Origin of the sequence: Ancylobacter sp. G4_0304, from assembly GCF_047501495.1 — a bacterium.
In the GTDB taxonomy this organism is placed as follows: domain Bacteria; phylum Pseudomonadota; class Alphaproteobacteria; order Rhizobiales; family Xanthobacteraceae; genus Ancylobacter.
This window is the reverse complement of the sequence record NZ_JAZDRM010000005.1, coordinates 78,424-102,446: the sequence shown is the minus strand read 5'-3', so window position 1 is coordinate 102,446 and position 24,023 is coordinate 78,424. Positions and strand designations below refer to the sequence as shown.

Genomic DNA, 24,023 nt, shown 5'->3' with positions numbered 1-24,023 from the left:
ATGAGTGCGGGCGAACGGGCCGGGCCGAGGCTCTTCACCATTCCGCCGTCGCGCCCGTTTCTCGCCGTGCTCGCGGACGCGCTGCTCGACGGGCGGCTGGTCCCGGATTTTTCCCCGCGCGGCGATGCGCTCGCGCTGGCCGGCGCCACCGTGTTCCTGCCCACCCGCCGCGCCGGCCGGCTGTTTGCCGAGGCGCTGCGCGAACGCATGCCCGGCGGCGCGACACTGCTGCCGCGCATCGTGGCGCTCGGCGATGTCGACGAGGACGCGCTCGCCTTCGCGGAGGATCACAGCGAGCCGCCCCATGCCGTCGCGCCCGCCACCCGCCGGCTGGCACTGGCGAGCCTTGTCGGGCGCTGGCGCGCGCTGCTCGCGACATCGGATGGCCGCGCCACCGTTGCCGCCGGACCGGGGGCGGAGCTGGCGCTGGCCGACGCGCTGGCGCGGCTGATCGACGAGATGGCGGTCCAGGAAGTGCCGTGGTCGCGGCTAGAGGATCTGGTGCCTGGCGAGCACGACCTCTACTGGGACATGGCGCTGGATTTCCTCAAGATCGCCAGCCGCTTCTGGCCGGAAGTGCTGGCCTCCCTCGGCGCGGTGGATGGCGCGGTGCGCCGCGACGCGCTGGTCGACGCCGAGGCGAAGCGTCTCACCGAGGCCGGCGCGGGGGCGGGCCCGGTGATCGCGGCGGGTTCCACCGGCTCGATGCCGGCAACCGCGCGGCTCCTCGCGGCGGTGGCCCGCCTGCCGAAGGGCTGCGTGGTGCTGCCCGGCCTCGACACCGGCATGGACGAGGTGTCCTGGGCCGCGCTCACCGCCGAGGCCGAGCCCTCGCCGAGCCACCCGCAATATGGCCTTGCTCTCCTGCTTCAGCGCTACATGCAGGTCGCGCGGGCAGAGGTGGTGGAACTCGCGCCGCCGGCTGGGTTCGGCCGCGAGGCGCTGCTGTCCGAGGCGCTGCGCCCGGTCGCGACCACGCAGGCCTGGGCCAGCCTCGACCAGCGTCTGCCGGCGCCTGCCATCGATGCTGCGCTGGCCGGTGTCACCGTGATCGAGGCCGAGGACCCGCGCGAGGAGGCGCTGACCGTGGCGCTCGCCCTGCGCGAGACGCTGGAACAGGAGGGCCGCACAGCGGCCCTCATCACCCCCGATCGCGACCTTGCACGCCGGGTCGCCGCCGAGATGCTGCGCTTTGGCGTGACCATCGATGATTCCGCCGGTGAACCGCTGTCGGAAACCTCGCCCGGCCGCTTCGCGCGGCTGGTGGCCGATGTCGCGGTGGAGCAGTTCGCCCCCATGCCGCTGAGCGCGCTGCTGCGCCACGAATTGGCCCGTTTCGCGCTTCCTAGCGCCGAGCGCGCCATGGCGGTGGATGCGCTGGAACTGATGGCGCTGCGCGGGCCGCGCCCGGCGCCGGGGCCGGAGGGCCTCATCGCCGCTGTTGACGGCTTCGCGGAAGCGGGCCTGCATCCGGGCAATCCGCGTCGCGCGGTGAGCGAAGTCGGCCAGCGTCTTGCCGCCGATCTCGCCCGCCGTCTGGCGGCGGCCTTCGCTCCATTGCAGAAGCTGGCGCGCGGCCGGCATCTGTTCTCGGCCCTGCTCGACGCCCATCGCGCAACGCTCGGGGCACTGCTCACGGCGCCCGACGAGGAGCCGCCGGCCGCCGGGAATGAGAATGCCCTCACCGAGCTTGCCGCTACGCTGGACCGCCTCGCCGAGGCGGCGCGGCAGGGTGAGGCGGCCGGTGCCGCCATGGAGCTGTCGCTCGTCGATTATGCCAGCGCCTTCCCGCTGCTGCTCGCCTCCAGCCCGGTGCGCCCGGCGCTGGAGCCGGGGACGCGGCTGCGCATCCTCGGCCCGCTGGAAGCGCGCCTTGTGGCCGTGGACCGCGCCGTGCTGGCGGGGCTGGTGGAACAGACCTGGCCGGCGGCGGTGACCGGCGATCCCTGGCTCAGCCGGCCGATGCGCCAGGCGCTGGGACTGGAGGCGCCGGAGCGGCGCATCGGCCTCTCCGCCCACGACTTCGTGCAATATTGCGGGGCGGCCAAACTGATCCTCAGCCGGCCGCAGAAGCTCGGCGGCGCGCCGACCGTGCCCTCGCGCTTTCTCCAGCGCCTTGCCGCCGTCAGCGGGGAGGCGCGCTGGGCCGAAATGGTGGCGCGCGGCAATCGGCTGCGCCGGCTCGCCGGGCTGATCGACGAGGCGCCGAAAATGGCGCGCCTCGACGCCCCGGCGCCGCGCCCGCCGCTGCGCCTGCGGCCGCGCCGGCTCAGCATCACCGAGATCGAGACCTGGCTGCGCGATCCCTATTCGATCTATGCCCGCCATGTGCTGAAGCTGCGCCCGCTTGATGGGCTGGACGAGGCACCCGGCGCGGCGGAGCGCGGCAGCGCCATTCACGAGGCGCTGGGCGAGTTCGCGAAGGCGTATCCTCGCGACCTGCCGGCGGACGCGCTGGCGCAGCTCCTCGCCTGCGGCCGCCGGGCCTTTGCCGATCTCGAAGCCTTTCCGGCCGAGCATGCGCTGTGGTGGGCGCGCTTCGAGCGGTTGGCGGCGCGGGTGCTGGCCTGGGAGGCCGGGCGGCGTCCGTTTATCGCCCATGTCCATGCCGAGATCGGAGGCAAGCTGGAGATACCCACGCCGCGCGGCGGCTTCGCGCTGACCGGCCGCGCCGACCGCATCGAGGAGCGGCGCGAGGGCGGGCTGGTGATCGTCGATTTCAAGACCGGTGCGGTGCCGACCGCCAAGCAGACCAGCGCGAATTATTCGCCCCAGCTGCCGTTAGAGGCGGCGATGGCCGCGCGTGGCGCCTTTGACCGCGTGCCCGCCCGGCCGGCGGCCCATCTCGCCTATGTCCGGCTCGGCGCGGCCTCGGTGAAGGAAGTCACGGCGCTGGAGAAGGACGACACTGCCTCCGCGCTGGCGGAGACCACCTTTGAGCGGCTGTGCGAACTCATCGCCGCCTTCGAGAACGAAGCGCAGCCCTATGTCTCGCTGCGCCGCCCGATGTTCGCCGGCCGCTTCGGCGATTACGACCATCTGGCGCGCATCAAGGAATGGTCGACCGGCGGGGAGGCCGAGGAATGAGCGAGGTGCCCTCCTCGGCGGCGCTGGGCGCGGCGACCGCGCTGCAGACCACGGCCTCCGATCCCGAGCTCTCGGTCTGGGTCTCCGCCAATGCCGGCTCGGGCAAGACCCATGTGCTGGCGCGCCGGGTGATCCGCCTGCTGATGCGCGGCGTGCAGCCCGGCCGTATCCTCTGCCTCACCTATACCAAGGCCGCCGCCGCCAATATGGCGAACCGTGTGCTCGGCGAGTTGCGCAAATGGGCGCGGCTCGATGACGAGGCGCTCGACCGCGCCATCGACGCGGCGGACGGGCCGTGCCTGCCGGGACCGCGGGAGGCACGGCGCGACCATGCCCGCCGCCTGTTCGCGCAGGCGCTGGAGACGCCGGGCGGGCTGAAGATCCAGACCATTCACGCCTTTTGCGGCGCGCTGCTGCATGCCTTCCCGTTCGAGGCCGGCGTTCCCGCCGGTTTCCGCCCGCTGGAGGAGGCGGCGCGGCTGGAGCTGATCGCCCGCGCCCGCGCCGAGATCGTGCTGGAAGCCGCGCGTGAGCCGGAGGGCGAACTTGCGCGCGCGCTGTCGCGGCTGGTGGACGAGCTGTCGGACGGCGTGCTGTCCGACCTCATCGCCGCGCTGATCGCCGACCCCGCCGCCCTCGCGGCGAGCGCGCAGGATATGGCGGAACGGCTTGGTCTGGAAACGCTGGAGACGGCGGCGGGAATCGAGCGCGAGGTTCTGGACGGCGCGCTGATCGCCCCCGGCGCCTGGCGCGGCATGGGCGAGGCGCTCGTGGCGGCGGGCGGGCGCGCCGCCGAGCGTGGGGCGGCGCTGCTGAGAGCCGCCGCCGCGCCGCCGGAGGAAGCCGCCGCGCTGTATCTTTCGGTGTTCATCAAGGATGACGGCATGCCTTATGCCGATTCCTCGATGGGCAAGGCCGACATCCGCGCGGCGTTCCCGTTGCTGCTATCCGAGCGCGATCGCCTGGCGCTTCTGGCGCAGCGCCTTGCCGCCGCCCGGGTGCTGGAGCGCAGCCTCGCGGCGCAGACGCTGGGCCGCCGCGCGCTGGAGCGCTACGAGGCGATGAAGGCCGCGCGCGGCGCGCTCGACTTCGCCGACCTCGTGAACGCGGCGCGGCGCCTGCTGGGCTCGGGGGCGGCGTCCTGGGTGCATTACAAGCTCGACCAGGGCATCGACCATGTGCTGCTCGACGAGGCGCAGGACACCAGCCCGGAGCAATGGGAGGTGATCCGCCCGCTGGTCGCGGAATTCTTTGCCGGCGAGGGCGCGCGTCCCGGCCGGCGCACCCTGTTCGTGGTCGGCGACGAGAAGCAGTCGATCTTCTCGTTCCAGGGCGCCGATCCCGGCCGCTTCGACGCGGTGCGCCGGGAATGGTTGGAGCTGGCGCCGCCCGAGCATTTCCGCCATATCGAGCTGCAGCACTCCTTCCGCTCGGCGCCGGGCATATTGGAGGCGGTGGACACGGTGTTCACCGCGAGCGACGCACATCGCGGGCTTTCCGCCGAGCTCAAGCCTCCGGTCCATGCAGCGATCCATGCCGCGCTGCCGGCGCTGGTGGAGATATGGGAGCCGGAGGCGCCGAGCGAGAAGGTTGATGTCGACCAGTGGCGCCGACCCCTCGACGCGCCCGGCGCCGACGACCCGGTGGCGCGGCTGGCGGCAAACATTGCCGGCCATATCCGCCAACGCATCGAGACCGGCTTCGTGCTGGAGGGTCGCCATGGACGCCATGCCGCGCGGGCGGACGATTTCCTCATCCTGGTGCGCCGGCGCGGGGCGGTGTTCGAGTCGGTGATCCGCGCGCTGAAAAGCGCGAAGGTGCCGGTGGCCGGCGCCGACCGGCTGGTGGTTCCCGAGCACATCGCGGTGATGGACCTGATGGCGCTGGGCGACGCGCTGATCTCGCGCGATGACGATCTGGCCCTGGCCTGCGCGCTCAAGAGCCCGCTGTTCGGCCTGACCGACGAGGACCTGATGCTCCTCGCGCCCGAACGCTCCGGCCGGCTCGGCGAAGCGCTGTCCGCCCGCGCGGCCGAGAAGCCGGAATGGGCCGAAGCCGCCGCCCGGCTGGAGCGGCTGCGGGCCGATGCCTTCCACCTGCGCCCGTTCGATTTCTATGCCCGCGTGCTCGGGCGCGAGCGCGGTCGCGCCTTGATGCTGGCGCGGCTCGGGCTGGAGGCGGCGGACGCGCTGGACGAGATGTTGGCGCTCGCCCGCGCCTATGAGAGCGTGGAAGCGCCCTCGCTGCCGGGCTTCCTCGCCTTTCTGCGGCGCGGCGGGGCCGAGGCCAAGCGCGACATGGAGGATGGGCGCGACGAGGTGCGGGTGATGACCGTGCACGGCGCCAAGGGGCTGGAGGCGCCTTATGTCATCCTCGCAGACACCACCAGCGGCCCGAACACCCGTCGCGCCGCCGGCCTGCTGCGCACCCGCACCGCCGACGGGCGGCCGCTCACTTTGCTGGCCGGGCCAAAGGCCAAGGACACGACGGCGCTGGGCCTGGCGCGCGCGGCCGGCGACGCGGCCGCGATGGATGAGTATCGCCGCCTGCTCTATGTCGCGCTGACGCGGGCGGAGAGCGCGCTGGTGCTGTGCGGCGCGGTGGGGGCGAAGAAGCGCCCGCCCGATTGCTGGTACGATGTGGTGCGGCGCGCGCTGGAGCCGGAAGCCCAGCTTCGCCCCGCTGTCGGCTTTGCGGGCGAGGTGCTGCGCTGGCGGGCCGACAATCGCGGACATCTTGATGTCGCCGCGGCGATTTCCGCCGCGCCGGTGGGTGAGGCCGGCGAGGAGGAGCGCGCCCTTGCGCGGCGGCTGGCGCGGCCGGTGCCCGCGGCTGCCCCGGCGCGGCAAGTCCTGCGGCCCTCGGCGCTGCCCGTGGACGCGGCGGAACAGCAAGCCTCGCTGGAGCGGGGCGAGCTGTTGCATCGGCTGCTGGCGGGCCTTGCCCCGCTGGCCGCAGCCGGGCGCGCGGAAGCCGGCCGCCGGCTGCTCGCCGCCGCGAGCGACTGGGAGGAGGCGCCGCGCGAGGCCCTGCTGGCCGAGGCGCTCGCGACGCTCGCTCTGCCCGAGCTTGCCGCGCTGTTCGCGCCGGGCAGCTTCGGCGAGGTGGCGCTCGCGGGCGATCTGGAGCCGGGCGGGCTGGCGGTCTCCGGCCGAATCGACCGGCTGGCGGTCACGGCAGGGCGCGTCACCTTCGCCGACTTCAAGACCGACCGGCATGTGCCGATGCGCATGGCCGATGTGCCGCCTGCGCATCGCCGGCAGGTGGCGGTTTATGCGCGGCTTCTGGAGAAAGTCTTTCCGGGCAAGGAGATAGAAGCGCTGCTGGTCTATAGCGCCGGCCCGCTCGTCCACAGGCTGGATGCCGAAGCGCTGGCGGCGGCGGCGCGCGGGCTCACGTCGCCGTGACGGCTGCTTGACGGGCGGGGTGGGGGCTACCTACCTTGCAGTCAACTCACGTTTGAAAGGTGTCGCCATGGGCGTCGAAAAAGTGTCGGACCAGTCCTTCGAGGCTGATGTCATCAAGTCCTCCGAGCCGGTGCTCGTCGATTTCTGGGCGGAATGGTGCGGCCCGTGCCGCATGGTCGCCCCGGTGCTCGACGAGGTTTCCGGCGAGCTCGAAGGCAAGCTGAAGATCGTGAAGCTCAATGTCGACGAGAATCCCGGCACGGCTTCCAAATACGGCATCATGTCGATCCCGACCCTGCTGCTGTTCAAGGACGGCCAGCTCGCGGCCCGCCAGGTCGGCGCCGCGCCGAAGGCCAAGCTGGTGCAGTGGATCAATTCCTCGATCTGATCGTCCGATCGGAATCGAGAACGAAAAAACCCGGAGCGCTCGCCGCTCCGGGTTTTTTGTTGAGGTCCAACGGCTTAGGGAGGGGGCTCAGCCCAGAAGCTTGCCGAGCTTCTTGGTGATCGGCACCACGATGACGCTGGTGCCGCTGAAGGCGAGGGCCGCCTTCAGGGCTTCCTCCAGCTCGGGTGCATTGCTCGCAAGCCGGGTATTGGCGCCATAGCCCTTGCCCAGCGCGACGATGTCGAGCCCCGGCAGGTCGAGTCCGGGGACGTTGGGCGTGTCCTCCAGCTCGGCGAACTCCTTCAGGATCCCGTATTCCTCATTCTGTAGAACGACATAGACCAGATGGGCGTTCTGCTGCACGCCGGTGTAGACGCCCTGTATCGAATACTGGAACGAGCCGTCGCCCATGAGGCACACCACAGGGCGGTTGCGCCCGCTCTTCGCCTCGCCCAAGGCGAGGCCGACGGCGGCCGGCAGGCCCCAGCCGAGGCCGCCCGAGGCGAAGGTGTAGAAGCTGTCGGGCTGCTCGATGCGCAGCCGGTTCTGCATCTGCGGCACGTTGGAGGGCGATTCCTCCACCAGCACGAATTCCTTCGGCACCTGCGCGGCGACGATGGCGAACACCGCGTCCGGCGTCAGCGGCATTTCGGCCAGATCGGCCGGCGCAGCGGCGGGGCGCAGGGGCGCGCCGGCGCCGCGCGGGCGGGCGTCGAGTTTGGGCAGGATGTCCGCGAGGAACAGCGCCGCATCGCTGACCAGGCTGTCACCCACCGCCGCCTTGGCGGACATGCCGGGATCGTCGGTGACGTGCAGCAGGCGGGCGCCCGCGGGCAGGTAGTCGCCGGGCACATAGGGGTAATAGCGGAACACCGGGGCGCCGACGACGATCACAAGATCATGCCCGGCGAGCTTGGCGGCAAGCGGGCCGATGGCCGCGGGCAGGGCGCCGGCATAAAGCGGGTGGGTTTCCGGGAACGGGGTGCGCTCGCAGAACGGCGCCGCCCAGACCGGGGCCCCGAGCTTTTCGGCGAAGGCGATGCCTTGCTCCCACGCCTGCGCGCGCGCGAGATCCGCGCCATAGACGATGACAGGGCTGCGGCTGGCATTGATCGCCTGCGCGAATTCCGCGATCCGGGCCGGGTCCGCCGCCTGCCGGGTCGCGACCGAGCGCAGCAGATCGCTCTCCGGCATCTCCTTCTCCCAGTCGTCGAGCGGCAGGGACAGGAAGACCGGGCCGGACGGCTGCTGCATGGCGGTGGCGTAGGCCCGCATGAAGGCGCCGGGCACGTCCTCCGCGCGCGAGGGCTCATAGGCCCATTTCACCCAGGGGCGCGGCAGGTTGACGGCGTCGATATTGGTGAGCAGCGGCTCCAGCAGCAGCATGTCGCGGGTCTGCTGGCCGGCAGTGATGATGAGCGGGGTCTTGTTCTGATACGCCGTGAGGATGGTACCCATGGCGTTGCCGAGACCAGCGCCGGTATGGACATTGACGATCACCGGCTTGCGCAGGCTCTGGGAGAGACCATCGGCGATGGCGACCACGCTGGCTTCCTGCAGGGCCATCACGTAGTCGAAATCCGCCGGGAAATCGCGCAGGAAGGTTTCCTCGGTCGATCCCGGATTGCCGACCACGGTCGTCACGCCGAGCCGGCGCAGCAGATTGAAGGTGACGTCCTTCACAGTAGGCATCGGGTATCCTCTCCTGTCGTTCGGCGCAGGAAGCGCTGCCGTCCCCCGGAGAGAACTTAAGGGCCGGTCAGGGAAGGTAAAGGGCGGCACGCGCCTCTCGCGGGCCGCCCCCATTTTTATAAAGGGAGTTCACGCCGTGAGCGGTGTCAGCCCGGCCTCGATCTGCGCGCGGCGCGCTTCGAGGAAGGGCGGCAGCGACAGGCTTTCGCCCAGCGTCTCCAGCGGCTCGTCCTGCGCGAAGCCCGGCCCGTCGGTCGCGATCTCGAACAGGATGCCGTTCGGCTCGCGGAAATACAGGCTCTTGAAGTAGAAGCGGTCCACCGGGCCGGAAGAGGGCACGCGCAGCTCGTTCAGCCGCTTGGCCCAGGCGCGGTACTGCTCCATGTCCGGCGTGCGGAAAGCGACGTGGTGCACCGCGCCCGCGCCCTGCCGCGCGGGCTTGAGATGCGGCTCCACCGCGACATGAAGCTCGGCAGCGGGGCCGCCTTCGCCCATCTCGTAGACATGAACCTTGGAGCCGGCGAGCTCATAGTCGCGCACGCGGCGCATCTCCATGACGCGCGTGAGCACGATGTCGGTCTGCTCCAGCGCCGGCACGCTCATGACGATCGGGCCGAGACCGCGGATCTGATGCTCCGCCGGCACCGGGGAGCGGTCCCACGGGTTGGCATCGCCCGCGCCGCCATCGTCGACCAGGGCGAGGCGCTGTCCCTCCGGGTCCTCGAAATCGAGGGTGAGGCGGCCGTCGCGCTCGACGATGCCGTCATGGGCGACGCCGGCGGCGGTGAGCCGTTCCGCCCACCAGTCCAGCGTGGCGCGGCCGGAGACGCGCAGCGAGGTGCGGATCACCGAATGGGTGCCGCGCCGCTCGGGCTGGACGTCCCAGTCGAAGAAGGTGAGGTCCGAGCCGGGCGAGGCCACGGCGTCGGCATAGAACAGGTGATAGGCCGAGGTGTCGTCCTGGTTCACGGTTTTCTTCACCAGCCGCATGCCGAGCGTGCCGGTGTAGAAGGCGTGGTTGGCGCCGGCCTGCGCCGTGATTGCGGTGAGGTGGTGGATGCCGGTGAGCTGCATGGTGTCATCCTCCGGGAGCGCGGGCGCTCCGCTGTTTGCATGTCGGTGCCGGGCGCGGTGAGTTATCCGTGCATCGGCGTTGGTGCAAACATGGATGAATTGACGCGTAAAATCCATGGCGCCAATGCAATGATGCCTTGGCGCGGCTGACACGCCGCTCAGCTCGCCGCGGCGTCGGCGGCGGCTTTCTCGGCGAGGTCGTTGGCGACCTGGCGCTGTTGGATCGCGGCGGCCGCGCCGCCCGGATCGCCGCTTCCTTCCGTGCGCACCGCCACCGTGTTGTTGGCGAACTCGATGCCTTGCTCGGGCAGGATGCGCACCATGCGCTTGATCGCCTCGCGCTGGACCACGGTCGGGCGCACCGGCTTCACGGTGAGCTTGAAGCGGACGACCAGCGCATTGTCGGCGATGTCGGTCACGCCCTGCATCTTCAGCGGCATCAGGAAGTCCTCCTTGTACTCGGGGTCTTCCTGAAGCTCGATGCCGATCTTCTTCACCGCCTTGCGCAGCTTTTCGAGATCGGTGTCGCGGGTGAAGCGCAGGTTGAATTTCAGCGTCGCCCAGTCGCGGCTGAAATTGGTGATCTGGCCGAGCTGGCCGAAGGGGATGGTGTGCACCATGCCGTTCTGGTGGCGCAGCCGGATCGAGCGCAGGGTGAAGCCTTCCACCGTGCCCTTGGCCCGGCCGCAGTCGATGTACTCGCCGACGCGGAAGGCATCGTCCACGAGATAGAACACGCCGGACACGATGTCCTTCACCAGCGTCTGGCTGCCGAAGGAGATGGCGAGGCCGACGATGGAGGCGCCGGCGATCAGCGGCGTTATATTGATGCCGAGCTGGGACAGCACGGTGAGCACGGCGATGACGATGATGGTGAGCAGCGCGGTGACGCGCAGCAGCGGCATCAGCGTGCTCATGCGCGAGGCGCCGGTGGCCATTTCCTCTGTGTCGTGCAGGCCGGGAACGGCGGGGCCGGCGGGCGCGGGGCCGTGCAGGCCGGTGAAATATTCCACCGCCTGCCAGGCGCAATAGGCGGCGAACAGGATCGCCCCGGCCGGCAGCGCGGCGGCGGCGATGGCGTTGTAGCCGCTCATGTCCATCATGCCCATGCCGGACACCGCCCAGGTGCGGAACAGCAGCGACACCGCGCCGAGCAGGATCGCGACCCGCACGCAGCGCATCACCGCCTCGATGGCGCGTTCGCGGGCCGTGGTTTCCGGCCGCAGATCCGCGCGCATCAGCCGGCACACCCGGTCCATGAAGCTTTCGAGGATCAGCAGCGCCAGCAGCACGTTCATCGTCATCAGGATCGCGTTCTGGATGCCGACCGAGGTGGTGAGCGCGCCATAGACCCGCGCGACGCCGAGGATGAGGAAGGCGGGGATGGCGAGGCACAGCCAGAACCGCGCCAGCGTCGCGACCAGCGGCGTGGAACGTCCGCCCTGCACCAGCCCGTTCAGCCATTGCGCCATCGGCTGGCGGAGGGCAGTGGCCGCCACGAGCAGCAGGGCGGTGAGGATCGCCGTGTTGAGCAGGATGACGCCCGCGACCACCAGAGGCGGCGACTGGATGCCCTCCAGCACCCGCCGCCCATCATTGAGCGCGATCGCCACGAAAAGCACGGCCGAGGCCCAGTAATAGAGGCGGGCAGCGCCGGCATCGTCGACATCGGCGAGCCGGGCCTGCGGCAGGCCGGGGCGCAGCGTGACGCGGAACGCCAGCATGTAGAGCCGCCAGTTGAACAGGCTGGTGAGCAGCAGGAAGCCGAGCCGGGCCTGCGGCTCCGGTCCGCCGAACAGGCCGACGATCACCGCATGCACCGCCAGCCACACGACGGCGAGGATTGCGATGTCGAGGCTGACCAGCCCGGTGAGCGCCCAGAGCGAGGAGGTGCCGACCACGCGCCCGGCCAGATGCCGGCGCGGACCGCGCAGCGCGAGGCGCAGCAGAACCTCCAGCGCCAGAACCCCGACGAGGCAACCCAGCACGATCAGCACGAAGGTGCTGGGCTCGCGGCCATTATTGATCTCGGCGCGCAGCAGCGCGGGAATGCGGGCGGTTTCGTCGAGGACGCCGGGAAGCTCGGCGAGCACGTCGTCGCTGCGCCCCAGCACATCGACCACCATTTCGGTGAACGGCGCTTCCTCCGTCATCTCCATCATCGGCGCGGCGGGTGACGGAGCTGCCGGCGCGGAGCCGGCGTGAGGGCGCGGTGTTTCTGGTGTGGTGGCCGCAGGGGCAGCGGGAACGGCGGTGGCCGCGCCTTCCTGCCTCAACCGTTCGGCGACCGCGCGGCTGAGCGAATCGACGAGCTGGTCGAATTGCTGCGGCGTCAGCGGGGAGGTGGCCGCTCCCGGCGCAGGTGCCGGCTGCGACTGCGCCACCAGCGCGCCCGCCGGCGCGAGGGCGAGAACCATGGCGAGAAGAAGCGGTCGGAGAGACAACATGATAGCAGCCGAGGCCCGCGAAGCCCTGTCAGCCGGCCTGCGGACCGGGACGTCGCGCCCCGGCCGTCCGGGCCGCCCGATCGTGCGGGCGTGATCTGGCAGCCATGATCGGCACGGCGCGACAACTATCCCGCGCAGCACGAGGGCTGTCCATCGCGAAATCCGGTGCCGGCTCAGGCCGGCGGGCATGAAAAAACCGGGACGAACGCTGGGCGTCCATCCCGGTCGATTTCAGTCCTTACCTCCCGTGCCCGTCAGGCCGCCGCGGCGGCCTTGGCCTCGCGGCGGCGCGCCGTGAGGATGAACTCGGTGTAGCCGTTCGGCTGGCGGCGGCCCTCGAAGACGAGATCGCGGGCGGCGCGGAAGGCGAAGCCGTCATAGGCCGGGGCCATCGGCGTGTAGTCCGGGTCGCCGGCGTTCTGGCCGTCCACCACCCTGGCCATGCGGCGCAGCGTTTCCTCGACCTGCTCCTCGGTGACGACGCCGTGCAGCAGCCAGTTGGCGACGTGCTGCGAGGAGATGCGAAGCGTGGCGCGGTCTTCCATCAGCCCGACATCGTGAATGTCGGGCACCTTGGAACAGCCGACGCCCTGGTCGATCCAGCGCACGACGTAGCCGAGGATGCCCTGGATGTTGTTGTCCAGCTCCTCCTGCACCGAGGTCGGCTCCCAATTGCCCTTGGAATCGACAGGAATCGTCAGCAGATCGTGCTGGTCGGCGCGGGGGCGGTGGCGCAGCTCCGCCTGGCGCTCGAACACGTTGATCTGGTGATAGTGCAGGGCGTGCAGCGTGGCGGCGGTCGGCGAGGGCACCCAGGCGGTGTTGGCGCCGGCGCGGGGATGGGCGATCTTCTGCTCCAGCATGTCGGCCATGCGGTCGGGCATCGCCCACATGCCCTTGCCGATCTGGCCATGGCCGTCGAGATGGGCGGCGAGGCCGGCGTCGACATTGTTGTCCTCATAGGACTTGATCCAGGCCTGCGCCTTCATCTCGGCCTTGCGGACCATCGGGCCGGCTTCCATGGAGGTGTGGATCTCGTCGCCGGTGCGGTCGAGGAAGCCGGTATTGATGAACACCACGCGCTCGCGCGCGGCGTGGATCGCGGCGGAGAGATTGGCGCTGGTGCGGCGCTCCTCGTCCATGATGCCGATCTTGAGCGTCTTCGGCGCCATGCCGAGCAGTTCTTCGACCCGGCCGAACAGCTCGATGGCGAGCGCCACCTCTTCCGGGCCGTGCATCTTCGGCTTGACGATATAGACCGAGCCAGTGCGGCTGTTGCGGATCGGGCCGTCGCCCTTGAGGTCGTGCAGCGCGATCAGCGAGGTGACGGCGGCGTCGATCAGCGTCTCCGGGATAGGATTGCCGGCCTCGTCCAGCACCGCGTCGGTCATCATGTGCTGGCCGACATTGCGCACCAGCAGCAGGCTGCGCCCGTGCAGGGTCAGGGTCGAGCCGTCCGGCGCGGTGTAGACGCGGTCCTCGTTGAGACGGCGCTCCACGGTGCGCCCGCCCTTCTCGAAATCGGCGGACAGATTGCCGCTCATGAGACCGAGCCAGTTGCGATAGACCAGCACCTTGTCTTCGGCGTCGACCACGGCGACGCTGTCCTCGAAGTCGACGATGGTGGTCAGCGCCGCCTCGACGATGACGTCGGCGATGCCGGCGGCGTCGGTGGCGCCGATGCGGTGGCCGCGATCGATGACCAGCTCGATATGCAGGCCGTTATGCGCCAGCAGGATCGCGGAGGGCGCGTCCGGCGCGCCGGTAAAGCCGGCGAACTGCGCGGGATCGGCGAGGGTGGTGGTCGAGCCATCGGTCAGCGCGACCTTGAGCGCGCCGTCTTCCACCAGATAGGCGCTGGCGTCGCGGTGGCTGGCGTCCGCGAGCGGCACGGCCTCGTCGAGGAAGCCACGGGCCTTGGCGATCACGCGCGCGGCGCGCACCGGGTTGAAGCCGTTGGAGCGGCCGGCGCCGTCGTCCTCGGGGATGGCGTCGGTGCCGTACAGCGCGTCATAGAGGCTGCCCCAGCGCGCATTGGCGGCGTTGAGCGCATAGCGCGCATTGGTGATCGGCACCACGAGCTGCGGGCCGGGAATGCGCGCCAGCTCGTCGTCCACCCGCTCGGTGACCACCTCGAACGGGGCGGGTTCGGGCTGGAGATAGCCGATATCGGCGAGGAAGCGCTCATAGGCCGCCTGGTCCGGTGCCTTGTGGCGGTGGCTGCGGTGCCATTCGTCGATGGAGAGCTGCAGCGCGTCGCGCTTGTCGAGCAGGGCCTGGTTTCGCGGGGCGAAGTCCTTCACCAGCGCGGCGAAACCGTTCCAGAACGCGGCAGCTTCCAGCCCTGTGCCGGCAAGCGCCTCGTCATTGACAAAGCTGTAAAGGGTGGAATCGACCTTGAGACCGGCGACGTCGATCGTGCTCATCTTTTCGGGTTCCTCGCAGGCAGATCTGGCCCTTTCGGGCCCTCTTGGTCTGTTGCTATGCAGCATGGAAAGGGTGCGACGCAACATCGCACTTAGTCGTACCGAGAAGGTTTTCCAGCTAGCGGGAAATAGATTTTTCGTTGTTTTGCAGCATGTTGATAAAGAAGGCCGCCGGTTGTGCCGACCGGCGGCCAGTTGGTCGAATTCTGAATTCAGAACTGCGCGGTCTCGGTCGAGTCCTGCATCGCGGTGGTCGCGCTCCTGCCGGCCGTGAGCGTGGTGGCGATGGCGTCGAAATAGGACGTCCCGACCTCGCGCTGGTGGCGCGTCGCGGTGAAGCCCAGCGCCTCGGCGGCGAATTCGGCCTCCTGCAGCTCGGAATAGGCGGCCATGCCCTCGGCCTTGTAACGGCGCGCGAGGTCGAAGGTGGTGAAGCTCACCGAGTGGAAGCCGGCCAGGGTGATGAACTGGTACTTGTAGCCCATCGCGCCCAGTTCGGCCTGGAAGCGCTTCATCGCCGCGCGGTCCATGTACTTCGCCCAGTTGAAGGACGGCGAGCAATTATAGGCCAGCATCTTGCCGGGATGCGCCTTGTGCACGCCTTCCGCGAAGCGCCGGGCGTCGTCGAGGCTCGGGGTCGAGGTCTCGCACCACAAGAGGTCCGCGTAAGGAGCATAGGCCACGGCGCGGGCGATGCCGGCCTCGAACCCGCCCTTCAGGCGATAGAAGCCTTCCGCGGTGCGCTCGCCGGTGATGAAGGGGCGGTCATACTCGTCGACATCCGAGGTGATGAGCCGCGCGGCCTCCGCGTCCGTGCGCGCCATGATGACGGTCGGCACGCCCATGACGTCGGCGGCGAGGCGCGCGGCGTTCAGGGTGCGGATGAACTGGCTGGTGGGCACCAGAACCTTGCCGCCGAGATGGCCGCACTTCTTCTCCGAGGCCAGCTGGTCCTCGAAATGCACCGCCGCCGCGCCGGCCTCGATCAGGGCTTTCGTCAGCTCATAGGCATTGAGCTGGCCGCCGAAGCCGGCCTCGGCGTCGGCGATGATCGGGACGATGTAGTCGGTCTTGGAGTCGGACTTGCCCTCGTGCCGCTCCAGCGTCTGGATTTGGTCGGCGCGCATCAGCGCCTTGTTGATGCGCTTGACCACGGCGGGAACGCTGTCGACCGGATAGAGGCTCTGGTCCGGGTACATGTCGCCCGACGAATTGCCGTCGGCGGCAACCTGCCAGCCGGAGAGGTAGATCGCCTCCAGCCCGCCCTTGACCTGCTGCACCGCCTGGTTGCCGGTATAGGCGCCGAAGGTGGGCAGGAAATCGCGGGTGTGGAGCAGCTCCCACAGCTTGCGCGCGCCGTGTTCGGCCAGCGTGTGCTGCACGCGGATGGAGCCGGCGAGCTTCTCGACGTCAGCGGGCGCGTAGCTGCGCGTGATGCCTTTCCAGCGGTCCGGCGCCCAGTGCGGCGCGGGGAACGGCGAGGTGGGGTTGTGCGGCTTGTCCAGCATGGTTCTTCCCTGCTGCTGAAGGATCGGGAGGGGTGGAAAGGGGAGGCGCGGGAGCCGTGTGGGGGTGCGAACCCCGCGCCCGCCGATCCACCTCGAACGGATCGAGGCGGGTCGGGCGAAAGCGCGGCCTAGCGGCCACGGCGGGTGTAGGTGGCGGCGACGAGCTGGCCGCCGGCGAGCAGGGAAGCCAGATCGCTGCCTTCCGGCATGGCGAGGCGATGGCGGCCGATGCGGTGGACGATGGTGTAGTCCTGCGCGGCGAGACCCTGCTCGCGGAAGGTGCGGCTGATCTCCTCGGCCGTGCCGCCGACGATGGTCACGAATTCCTCGTCGCCATTGTGCGGGGTGCGCGTGGTCTGGTGGGTCCGTTCCATGTCAATTCCTCCGTTGAGGGTGTGATGTAAAGATTTGCTACTCGACATGGAAAAGCAAGAACGATAGATAAATGAACGTGTTAAGCTGATAAGGCTTGTAAAGTTTCACCGCTGGTTTTGTAAATTCAGCAAAGGAGGAGAGCATGCTGGCCAGCGAACCGCGCATCGGCAGCCGTGTGCAGAGGCTCAGGCGGGGCAAGCGCGTCTCGCAGGCCGACCTTGCCGGCGCGCTCGGCATTTCCGCGAGCTATCTCAACCTGATCGAGCACAATCGCCGGCGCATCACCGTGCCGCTGCTGATGAAGCTGGCGGCCTATTTCGGCATCGAGCCGGGCGAGCTGGTGGAGAATGACGAGAGCCGGCTGGTCGGCGACCTGATGGAGCTGTTCGGCGACGAATTGTTCGCCGAGAGCGGGCTCACCAGCCAGGACGTGCGCGACCTCGCCGCGTCCAACCCGTCCGCCGGGCGCGCCGTGGTGCGCCTGTTCGACCAGTACCGCGCCCTGCGCGACGCCCGCCAGCGCGGCGAGGTCGATCTCGGCGGCGGCGAGGGCGGCGAGTTCCACCCGGCGACCGACGCGGTGTCGGACTTCATCCAGGAGAACGCCAACTATTTCCCGACGCTGGAAGACGCGGCCGAGCGGGTGCGGCGCGATATCGACGCCTCCGCCGATGCCTATGATTCCTTCGAATACGGGCTGCGCACCTATCTGTTCAACGTGTTCGGCCTGCAGTGGCGCACCGCCTCGCTGCCGGCCGGCGTCGCCCGCCGCTACGACGCCGAGCGGCGCGAATTGATCACCGCCGACACCCAGGCGCCGGAGACCGCGGTGTTCGCGGTGGCGCACCAGCTCGGCCTGATGGCGGCGGCGCCGCAGATCGACGCGCTGATCGCCTCCGGCAGCTTCTCGGCCGACGCGCCGGTGCTGATGCGCAACGCGCTGGCGAGCTATTTCGCCGCCGCGCTGGTCATGCCCTATGAGCCCTTCCTCAAGGCCTGCCGCGAGACGCGCTACGACATCGAACGGATCGAGCGCCGCTTCCGCACCAGCTTCGAGCAGGTGTGCCACCGCATGACCACCCTGCAGAAGCCGGGTGCCTCGGGCATTCCGCTGCATCTGGTGCGCACCGACATAGCCGGCAACATATCCAAGCGTTTCTCGTTGTCGGGCATCCGCATCTCGCGCCATTCCGGCGCCTGCCCGCGCTGGAACGTCTATTCGGCGTTTCTCAGCCCCGAACGCATCAATGTGCAGATCAGCCAGATGCCGGAGGGCCAGCGCTATTTCTGCATCGCGCGTTCCATCACCAAGGGCGGGCATCGCCACCACGCGCCGCGCCGGCATCTGTCGATCGGGCTGGGCTGCCATATCGCCCACGCCCCCGCCATGGTCTATTCCGACGGCATGAACCTTTCCGACATCGCGCAGGCGGTGCCGATCGGCGTCGGCTGCCGTATCTGCCCGCGCATGGATTGCGAGCAGCGCGCCCATCCGCCGAGCGATTACCGCTTCACGCTGGACGTCACCGACATGGCCGAGAGCATTTATGCGCAGGCGCGTCTGGTCTGAAGCGCTCGTGCAGTTCGGGTGGCCTTTCTGGAGGTATTACTGGCGGGATGTCAGCCGGCGCAAAAACCCGATAGCCTTTCAGTCGGCGACGACAGGCCGGCTGGATGCGCGCACGACATGACGACCACGATAAAGGGCGGCGAGGCGCCCGCGGACGGCCCCGGCGGCAGACTGGCGCGCGGCGCCGAGCTGCCGTTGCCGGGGCTGTGCCGTCTGGCCCGCGCCCTGTTCCAGGTGCCGGTCGCCGCCGTCACGCTTGAACGCGAGGGCGGCTGGATCGACCTGGACGAGGGCCTGAACGCCGGCGACTGGGCATTTGCCATCGCTGCCGAGCCCCACCCCGATGACGGCTATCCGCCCGCCATGATCGAGGATGCGCGGCACGATCCTTGTTATGCCGGCTATCGATATGTCGACGGGCCGCCCTATCTGCGCTTCGTCGCCAGCGCGCCGATCTGCGTCGGCGCGGGTGCCCCGGAGGGGAGGGTGGCGCTGTTCGATACCGTGCCGCGCCCGTTCGGGGCTGAGCAGATGCGCCGGTTGGAGGAGCTCGCCGCCCTGGCCGGGGAGTGCCTGAGGCTGTACCGCGAGGGGCGGGACGCGGCGAGGCGGGAGGCGCATTACCGGCTTCTGGCCGAAAGCTCGACCGACACCATCGTGCGCGGAAATCTCGACGGCGTAAGGCTTTACGTCTCTCCGGCGGTGCGCACGCTTCTGGGCTATGAGCCGGACGAGCTGATCGGCCGCCGCGCGCTGGACATCACCCACCCCGACGATGTCGTGGAGTTCGGCGCCCTGATGGCGCGGCTGCGCGAGGGCAAGCTGGAGCTTGCCGTGAGCGAGCAACGCCAGCGCCACAAGGACGGCTCCTGGGTCTGGCTGGAAGCGTCGATCCGGCTGACCTGCGACCCGGCGACGGGGCTGCCCGACGGCTATGTCGCCTCGGTCCGGGGCATCGGCCGCCGCAAGCAGGCCGAAGCGAGGCTGATGCACATCGCGCGGCACGACGCGCTCACCGGCCTCGCCAACCGCAAGCTGTTCGGCGAGCGGCTGGGGGCGGAAATCGCGCGGGCGGAGAGCGCCGGGCCGGGCTTCGCGCTGCTGTACATGGACATTGACCACTTCAAGCAGATCAATGACGGCTTGGGGCATGGCGCGGGCGATGCCGTGCTGCGCACCGTGGCGACGCGCCTCCTCGCCTCGGTGGGCGGGCAGGACATGGTGGCGCGCCTCGGGGGCGACGAGTTCGCCCTGCTCCAGATCGGCGGCGACCGCCGGGCGGCGGCGGCGCTGGCGGAACGGCTGATCGCCGCCGTCTCGCATCCGGTCGCCTTTGAAGGGCGGCCGATCTCGGTCGGCCTCTCCATCGGCATCGCCTGCTCGGGCGAGCATGAGCTCGACGCCGACCGGCTGATGGCGGCGGCCGACCAGGCGCTCTATCTGGCCAAGAGCGCGGGCCGACGCACCTTTCGGTTCGCGCCTGTCGAGGCGCCGGCCGATCCGCCGCCGGCGGCCTCACCGGGCCGTGATCATTCCGCGTCCGGAATATAGCCGATGAAGGGAAGCTGCCGGTAGGCATGGGCGACATCCATGCCGTAGCCCACCACGAAATAATCCGGGCACTGGAAGCCGACGAAATCGGCGGTGATCTGCACCGCCCGCTTGTTCGGCTTTTCCAGCAGCACGCAGACCATGACCCGGCGCGCGCCGCGCGCGGCGAGCAGGTCCTTGGCGAAGGCGAGGGTGCGGCCGGATTCCAGAATGTCGTCGACCAGCAGCACGTCTCGCCCGCGCACCTCGGTCTCGACGTCGCGCAGCACCGTGACGTGGCCCGAGGAGATGGTGGCGTTGCGGTAGCTGGAGAGGGTGATGAACTCGACCTCGGGCGCGAGCCCGGCATGGTGGAGCTGGCGGATCAGATCCGCCGCGAACACGAAGCTGCCCTTCAGCACCGCGATCACCACCAGCTTTTCCGGCTTGGAGGCGACGATTTCCTCGGCCAGCGCGCGGTTGCGCTCGGCGATGGTCTCGGGATCGTACAGCACCTCGACATGGCGCGACATCAGGCTGGCTTCGGGCAGTTCGCTTTCGGTGCGCCCGGCTTCTTTCTTGGTATTCATCGCTTCCCCTATGGGCGCCGCCTTGGCGCCCGCCGTCTTTTATCGATGAGGCAGGATGGACCGGCTGGCGGTCCGGCGTCCAGATTGCCGGCGCCGATCACCCGAGCTTTTGCCGCGCGACCCGCGCGCTATGCTAGACCGGGCGGCGACGAAAGAATCAATCGGGCCCGGACCGGCACGCCCACGCGGCCGGTCACAGGGCGCGATCCGTCAGGGGAACAAGGTTTGGTTCGCTTCGAGAATGTCGGCTTGCGCTACGGCATGGGGCCGGAAGTGCTGCGGGATGTCACCTTCGGCATTCCCCCGCGCTCGTTCCAGTTTCTCACCGGGCCGTCCGGCGCCGGCAAGACCACGCTGCTGCGGCTGATGCTGCTGTCGCTGCGCCCGACGCGCGGCCTTATCAACATCTTCGGCCGCGATGCCGCCGCACTGGGCGCGGATGAAGTGGCGGCGCTGCGCCAGCGCATCGGCATCGTGTTCCAGGATTTCCGCCTGCTCGACCATCTGACCACCTATGAGAACGTCGCCCTGCCGCTGCGTGTGCAGGGGCAGGAGGAGACCAGCTATCGCGCCGAAGTGCGCGAGCTGCTCGGCTGGGTCGGCCTTGGCGAGCGCATGCATGTGCTGCCCCCGGTGCTCTCGGGCGGCGAGAAGCAGCGTGCCGCCATCGCCCGCGCGCTGATCAGCCGGCCGGAAATCCTGCTCGCGGACGAGCCGACCGGCAATGTCGATCCGGGCCTTGCCCGCCGGCTGCTGCGCCTGTTCATGGAACTGCACAAGAGCGGCACCTCGGTGCTGATCGCCACCCACGACATCGCGCTGATGGACCAGTTCGATGCCCGCCGCCTCGTCATCAACCAGGGCAGGCTGACCGTCTATGACTGAGAAGCGCGCGGGCCGCTCTGGCGCCAGTTCCGCCCTCTCGCGTCTGCGCGGCCGGGCGGCGCATCACCATGAGGGACATCAAGAGGATGCCGCGGCGCAGGACGGCGCGCCGCACGAGGAGGCTCACGAGGCCGAGGACCGGCGGCGGGCGCCGCGCGGGGGCTCGATCGTGCCGAGCGGCACGGTGGCGGGCGCGGCGCTGGTGGCGGTGGTCGCGATCATGACCTTCCTCGCCGGCCTCACCATTGGCGGGGTGGCGGCGGTGCGCAACGTCGCCTCGGAATGGACCTCCGACATCGCGCGCGAGACCACGATCCAGATCAAGCCGGGCGACGGCCTCGATGTCGAGGCCGCGCTGGAGAAGGCGCGCGGCGTCGCACAGGCGACACCGGGTGTCGCGGGCTCGCGGGTGATGGGCCAGCGCGAGACCGCCGCGCTGCTGGAACCCTGGCTCGGCACCGGGCTCGATCTGTCCAACCTGCCGGTGCCCCGCCTCGTCATCGTCGAACTGGCGCCCGATGCCGGGCCGCAGACCATCGAGGCGCTGCGCGCCGCGCTGGCCTCGCAGGTGCCCTCCGCAAGCTTCGACGATCACCGGCAGTGGACGCAGCGCCTGTCCTCAACCGCACGCCTCGTGGTGGCGGGCGGGCTCGCCGTGCTGGCGCTGGTAGCGGCAGCGACCGTGCTGTGCGTGGTCTTCGCCACCCGCGCGGCGGTGGATGCCGGCCGCTCCATCGTCGAGGTGCTGCACTTCGTCGGCGCCCGCGACAGCTTCATCGCCGCCGAGTTCCAGCGCCATTTCCTCAATGTCGGCCTGCTGGGCGGGGCGATCGGCGGGGCGGGGGCGATGGCGGTGTTCTTCCTCGCCTCCACCGCGCCGCGCTGGCTGGGGCGCGGCACGCCGGCCGACACGCTGATCGGGGCGATGTCGCTGGACCTGCGCGGCTATGGCGGCATTCTCGGCGTGTCGGTGCTGGTCTCGCTGGTGACGGCGGTCACCTCCCGTGTCACGGTCTATCGCACTCTGCGTCGCATCAGCTAGGTTGCCTGCCGTGCCCGAGCCCCTGTCCACCTCTTCGTCCGTCGCGCGGCGCCGCCCGGCACGCCTGCTGGCGATCGGCATCAGCCTGGTGCTGGCGGCGGCGGTGCTGGCGGCCCTCGGCTTCGTGCTGTTCATCCTCCAGATCCGCAACTATCGGCCCGAGCTGCCGCCGAAGGCCGACGGCATCGTCGCGCTGACCGGCGGCGCCGACCGCGTGGTGGACGCCACCAATCTGCTGATCGGCGAGCGCGCCCGGCGCCTGCTGATCACCGGCGTGCATCCCGACACCACGCTGGCGGAGATCGGGCGCACCGTGCCGGCCGCGCGCGAGGTGCTGGACTGCTGCGTCGATCTCGGCCATTCCGCGCTCAACACCCGTGGCAACGGCATCGAGACCGCCGAATGGGTGCATCGCAGCGGCTTCCGCTCGGTGATCGTGGTGACCTCGGCCTGGCATATGCCGCGCGCGCTGGTGGAATTGCAGCGCGCCATGCCGGAGGTCGAGCTGGTGCCTTATCCGGTGGTGACCGAGCGCATGCGCCGCGAGCCGTGGTGGAGCGGCTTCGGCACCGGGCGGGTGCTGTTCATCGAATATGTGAAATACGTCGCCGCCTATCTCGGCATCAGCCCGTGGACCGCGGTCAGCACGGACAGGCAGCTCGGCGCGAAATAGCCCGGCGAAACAGCGCCGGGCAGTCGGGGGCGGTGACTCGCCTCAGTCGAGCCAGTTCGGCACGCGGTCGAGCGCGATGATGGCGTCGGTATCGACGCGCGGGCGCACCACGGCGAAGGCGTCGCCGCGCACCAGCACTTCCGGGATCAGCGCGCGGGTGTTGTAGGTCGAGGCCTGCACCGCGCCATAGGCGCCGGCGGTCATCACCGCGATCAGGTCGCCGGGCTTGGGCAGCGGCAGGTCGCGGCCGAGCGCCAGATAATCGCCGGTCTCGCAGACCGGGCCAACGATATCGGCCTTGATCCGGGTGGCGCCGGCGGGCGCCTGGCGCACCGGCTGCACCTCGTGATGGGCGTCGTAGAGCGTCGGGCGGATCAGGTCGTTCATCGCCGCGTCGACGATGACGAAGTTCCGTCCCTCGCCTTCCTTCACATAGATCACGCGGGTGACCATCACGCCGGCATTGGCCACCAGCAGGCGCCCGACCTCGAAGACGAGGCCGAGGCCGAGATTATGGGTGTGGCGCTTGATCAGCGCGGCATAGGCGGTGGGCAGCGGCGGCTCGGGATCGCCGGCGACATAAGGCACGCCCAGCCCGCCGCCGAGGTCGAGATGGGTCAGCTTGTGGCCGTCCGCCATCAGGTCGCGCGCCAGCTCCGCGAGCAGCGCCGTGGCGTTGTCAAAGGGCGAAAGATCGGTGATCTGGCTGCCGATATGCATGTCGACGCCGGTGACGCGGATGCCCGGCAGGGCGCTCGCGTGGCGGTACACCTCGCGGGCGCGCGAGATCGGGATGCCGAACTTGTTCTCGGACTTGCCGGTCGAGATCTTGGCGTGGGTCTTGGCGTCGACGTCCGGGTTGATGCGGATCGAGACCGGGGCAGCGACGCCGTGGCTGACCGCGACCTCGGACAGCGTGAGCAGCTCCGGCTCGCTCTCGACATTGAAGCACATGATGCCGGCATCGAGTGCGGCCGCTATTTCCTCGCGGGTCTTGCCGACGCCGGAGAACACGATTTTGTGGGGCTCCACGCCCGCCGCCAGCGCGCGCTTGAGCTCGCCGCCCGACACGATGTCGGCGCCCGCGCCCATTTTGGCGAAGGTACGGATCACCGCCTGGTTGGAATTGGCCTTCAGCGCGTAGCACAGCGTCGCGTTCACGTCGGCGAAGGCGTCCGTGAACACGCGGTAGTGCCGCTCCAGCGTCGCGGTGGAGTAGGCGTAGAACGGAGTGCCGACCTCACGGGCGATATCGGCGAGGCTGACATCCTCGGCATGGAGGACGCCGTCGGCATAGTCGAAATGGTGCATGGCAATTCGCCGTTGCGC

General features: G+C 69.7%; 16 protein-coding genes. 8 read left to right on the top strand and 8 right to left on the bottom strand.

Features of this window, described 5'->3' with window-relative positions; all coding sequences use genetic code 11:
• From addB to trxA, 3 genes are all read left to right on the top strand, one after another.
• A complete protein-coding gene (addB, locus tag VRZ77_RS04470) occupies positions 1 to 3,087 on the top strand; it encodes a double-strand break repair protein AddB (RefSeq protein ID WP_414591461.1) in 3,087 nt (1,028 codons plus the stop codon).
• Complete coding sequence (addA, locus tag VRZ77_RS04465; protein ID WP_414591460.1) at positions 3,084 to 6,494, top strand: double-strand break repair helicase AddA; 3,411 nt, start codon at positions 3,084 to 3,086, stop codon at positions 6,492 to 6,494. The genes addB and addA overlap by 4 nt, the downstream gene beginning before the upstream one ends.
• Before the next feature lie 67 nt (positions 6,495 to 6,561).
• Positions 6,562 to 6,882, top strand: a complete 321-nt coding sequence (gene trxA, locus VRZ77_RS04460) for a thioredoxin TrxA (protein WP_241621381.1) — start codon at positions 6,562 to 6,564, stop codon at positions 6,880 to 6,882.
• Between the two features lie 87 nt (positions 6,883 to 6,969).
• On the opposite strand, the gene mdlC is transcribed toward trxA, so the two are convergent.
• The 6 genes from mdlC to VRZ77_RS04430 form a co-directional block, all read right to left on the bottom strand.
• Entirely contained in the window at positions 6,970 to 8,574 is a 1,605-nt protein-coding gene (gene mdlC / locus VRZ77_RS04455; RefSeq protein ID WP_414591459.1) for a benzoylformate decarboxylase, read from the bottom strand.
• 129 nt (positions 8,575 to 8,703) lie between these two features.
• On the bottom strand, positions 8,704 to 9,648 hold the full coding sequence (locus tag VRZ77_RS04450) for a ring-cleaving dioxygenase (RefSeq protein ID WP_414591458.1): 945 nt from the start codon (positions 9,646 to 9,648) through the stop codon (positions 8,704 to 8,706).
• Between the two features lie 158 nt (positions 9,649 to 9,806).
• Positions 9,807 to 12,095 (bottom strand): mechanosensitive ion channel domain-containing protein, encoded by a 2,289-nt coding sequence (locus tag VRZ77_RS04445; protein WP_414591457.1) that lies wholly within the window; start codon positions 12,093 to 12,095, stop codon positions 9,807 to 9,809.
• Positions 12,096 to 12,349: 254 nt separating this feature from the next.
• Positions 12,350 to 14,521, bottom strand: coding sequence for a malate synthase G (locus tag VRZ77_RS04440; protein ID WP_414591456.1), 2,172 nt, complete (start codon positions 14,519 to 14,521; stop codon positions 12,350 to 12,352).
• Positions 14,522 to 14,733: 212 nt separating this feature from the next.
• Positions 14,734 to 16,029: an isocitrate lyase gene (gene aceA, locus VRZ77_RS04435; RefSeq protein WP_414591455.1), complete on the bottom strand. Its 1,296-nt coding sequence runs from the start codon at positions 16,027 to 16,029 to the stop codon at positions 14,734 to 14,736.
• A gap of 128 nt (positions 16,030 to 16,157) precedes the next feature.
• Positions 16,158 to 16,403, bottom strand: a complete 246-nt coding sequence (locus VRZ77_RS04430) for a hypothetical protein (protein WP_241621375.1) — start codon at positions 16,401 to 16,403, stop codon at positions 16,158 to 16,160.
• 143 nt (positions 16,404 to 16,546) lie between these two features.
• On the opposite strand from VRZ77_RS04430, the gene VRZ77_RS04425 reads away from it, so the two are divergent.
• Together VRZ77_RS04425 and VRZ77_RS04420 are read left to right on the top strand one after the other, a co-directional pair.
• Positions 16,547 to 17,974: a helix-turn-helix domain-containing protein gene (locus VRZ77_RS04425; protein ID WP_414591454.1), complete on the top strand. Its 1,428-nt coding sequence runs from the start codon at positions 16,547 to 16,549 to the stop codon at positions 17,972 to 17,974.
• 117 nt (positions 17,975 to 18,091) lie between these two features.
• On the top strand, positions 18,092 to 19,525 hold the full coding sequence (locus tag VRZ77_RS04420; RefSeq protein WP_414591453.1) for a diguanylate cyclase domain-containing protein: 1,434 nt from the start codon (positions 18,092 to 18,094) through the stop codon (positions 19,523 to 19,525).
• Here VRZ77_RS04420 and hpt read toward each other — a convergent pair.
• Entirely contained in the window at positions 19,504 to 20,037 is a 534-nt protein-coding gene (gene hpt, locus VRZ77_RS04415; RefSeq protein WP_414591515.1) for a hypoxanthine phosphoribosyltransferase, read from the bottom strand. The genes VRZ77_RS04420 and hpt overlap by 22 nt on opposite strands.
• 282 nt (positions 20,038 to 20,319) lie before the next feature.
• On the opposite strand from hpt, the gene ftsE reads away from it, so the two are divergent.
• From ftsE to VRZ77_RS04400, 3 genes are read left to right on the top strand one after another with little or no spacing between them, the layout of a single operon-like run.
• A complete protein-coding gene (gene ftsE / locus VRZ77_RS04410) occupies positions 20,320 to 20,979 on the top strand; it encodes a cell division ATP-binding protein FtsE (protein ID WP_414591452.1) in 660 nt (219 codons plus the stop codon).
• Entirely contained in the window at positions 20,972 to 22,021 is a 1,050-nt protein-coding gene (locus tag VRZ77_RS04405) for a cell division protein FtsX (protein WP_414591451.1), read from the top strand. Before ftsE ends, VRZ77_RS04405 begins: the two co-directional genes overlap by 8 nt.
• Positions 22,022 to 22,031: 10 nt before the next feature.
• Complete coding sequence (locus VRZ77_RS04400; protein WP_414591450.1) at positions 22,032 to 22,694, top strand: YdcF family protein; 663 nt, start codon at positions 22,032 to 22,034, stop codon at positions 22,692 to 22,694.
• 42 nt (positions 22,695 to 22,736) lie between these two features.
• Here VRZ77_RS04400 and lysA read toward each other — a convergent pair whose 3' ends face one another.
• Positions 22,737 to 24,005: a diaminopimelate decarboxylase gene (gene lysA, locus VRZ77_RS04395; RefSeq protein ID WP_414591449.1), complete on the bottom strand. Its 1,269-nt coding sequence runs from the start codon at positions 24,003 to 24,005 to the stop codon at positions 22,737 to 22,739.
• Between the last annotated feature and the right edge of the window lie 18 nt (positions 24,006 to 24,023).

Coding starts and splice junctions, on each gene's coding strand:
- hpt (WP_414591515.1), bottom strand. CDS start 20,037: ATGTCGCGCCATGTCGAGGTGCTGTACGATCCCGAGACCATCGCCGAG.
- VRZ77_RS04405 (WP_414591451.1), top strand. CDS start 20,972: ATGACTGAGAAGCGCGCGGGCCGCTCTGGCGCCAGTTCCGCCCTCTCG.
- trxA (WP_241621381.1), top strand. CDS start 6,562: ATGGGCGTCGAAAAAGTGTCGGACCAGTCCTTCGAGGCTGATGTCATC.
- addA (WP_414591460.1), top strand. CDS start 3,084: ATGAGCGAGGTGCCCTCCTCGGCGGCGCTGGGCGCGGCGACCGCGCTG.
- VRZ77_RS04445 (WP_414591457.1), bottom strand. CDS start 12,095: ATGTTGTCTCTCCGACCGCTTCTTCTCGCCATGGTTCTCGCCCTCGCG.
- VRZ77_RS04450 (WP_414591458.1), bottom strand. CDS start 9,648: ATGCAGCTCACCGGCATCCACCACCTCACCGCAATCACGGCGCAGGCC.
- aceA (WP_414591455.1), bottom strand. CDS start 16,029: ATGCTGGACAAGCCGCACAACCCCACCTCGCCGTTCCCCGCGCCGCAC.
- mdlC (WP_414591459.1), bottom strand. CDS start 8,574: ATGCCTACTGTGAAGGACGTCACCTTCAATCTGCTGCGCCGGCTCGGC.
- lysA (WP_414591449.1), bottom strand. CDS start 24,005: ATGCACCATTTCGACTATGCCGACGGCGTCCTCCATGCCGAGGATGTC.
- addB (WP_414591461.1), top strand. CDS start 1: ATGAGTGCGGGCGAACGGGCCGGGCCGAGGCTCTTCACCATTCCGCCG.
- VRZ77_RS04430 (WP_241621375.1), bottom strand. CDS start 16,403: ATGGAACGGACCCACCAGACCACGCGCACCCCGCACAATGGCGACGAG.
- VRZ77_RS04425 (WP_414591454.1), top strand. CDS start 16,547: ATGCTGGCCAGCGAACCGCGCATCGGCAGCCGTGTGCAGAGGCTCAGG.
- VRZ77_RS04440 (WP_414591456.1), bottom strand. CDS start 14,521: ATGAGCACGATCGACGTCGCCGGTCTCAAGGTCGATTCCACCCTTTAC.
- VRZ77_RS04420 (WP_414591453.1), top strand. CDS start 18,092: ATGACGACCACGATAAAGGGCGGCGAGGCGCCCGCGGACGGCCCCGGC.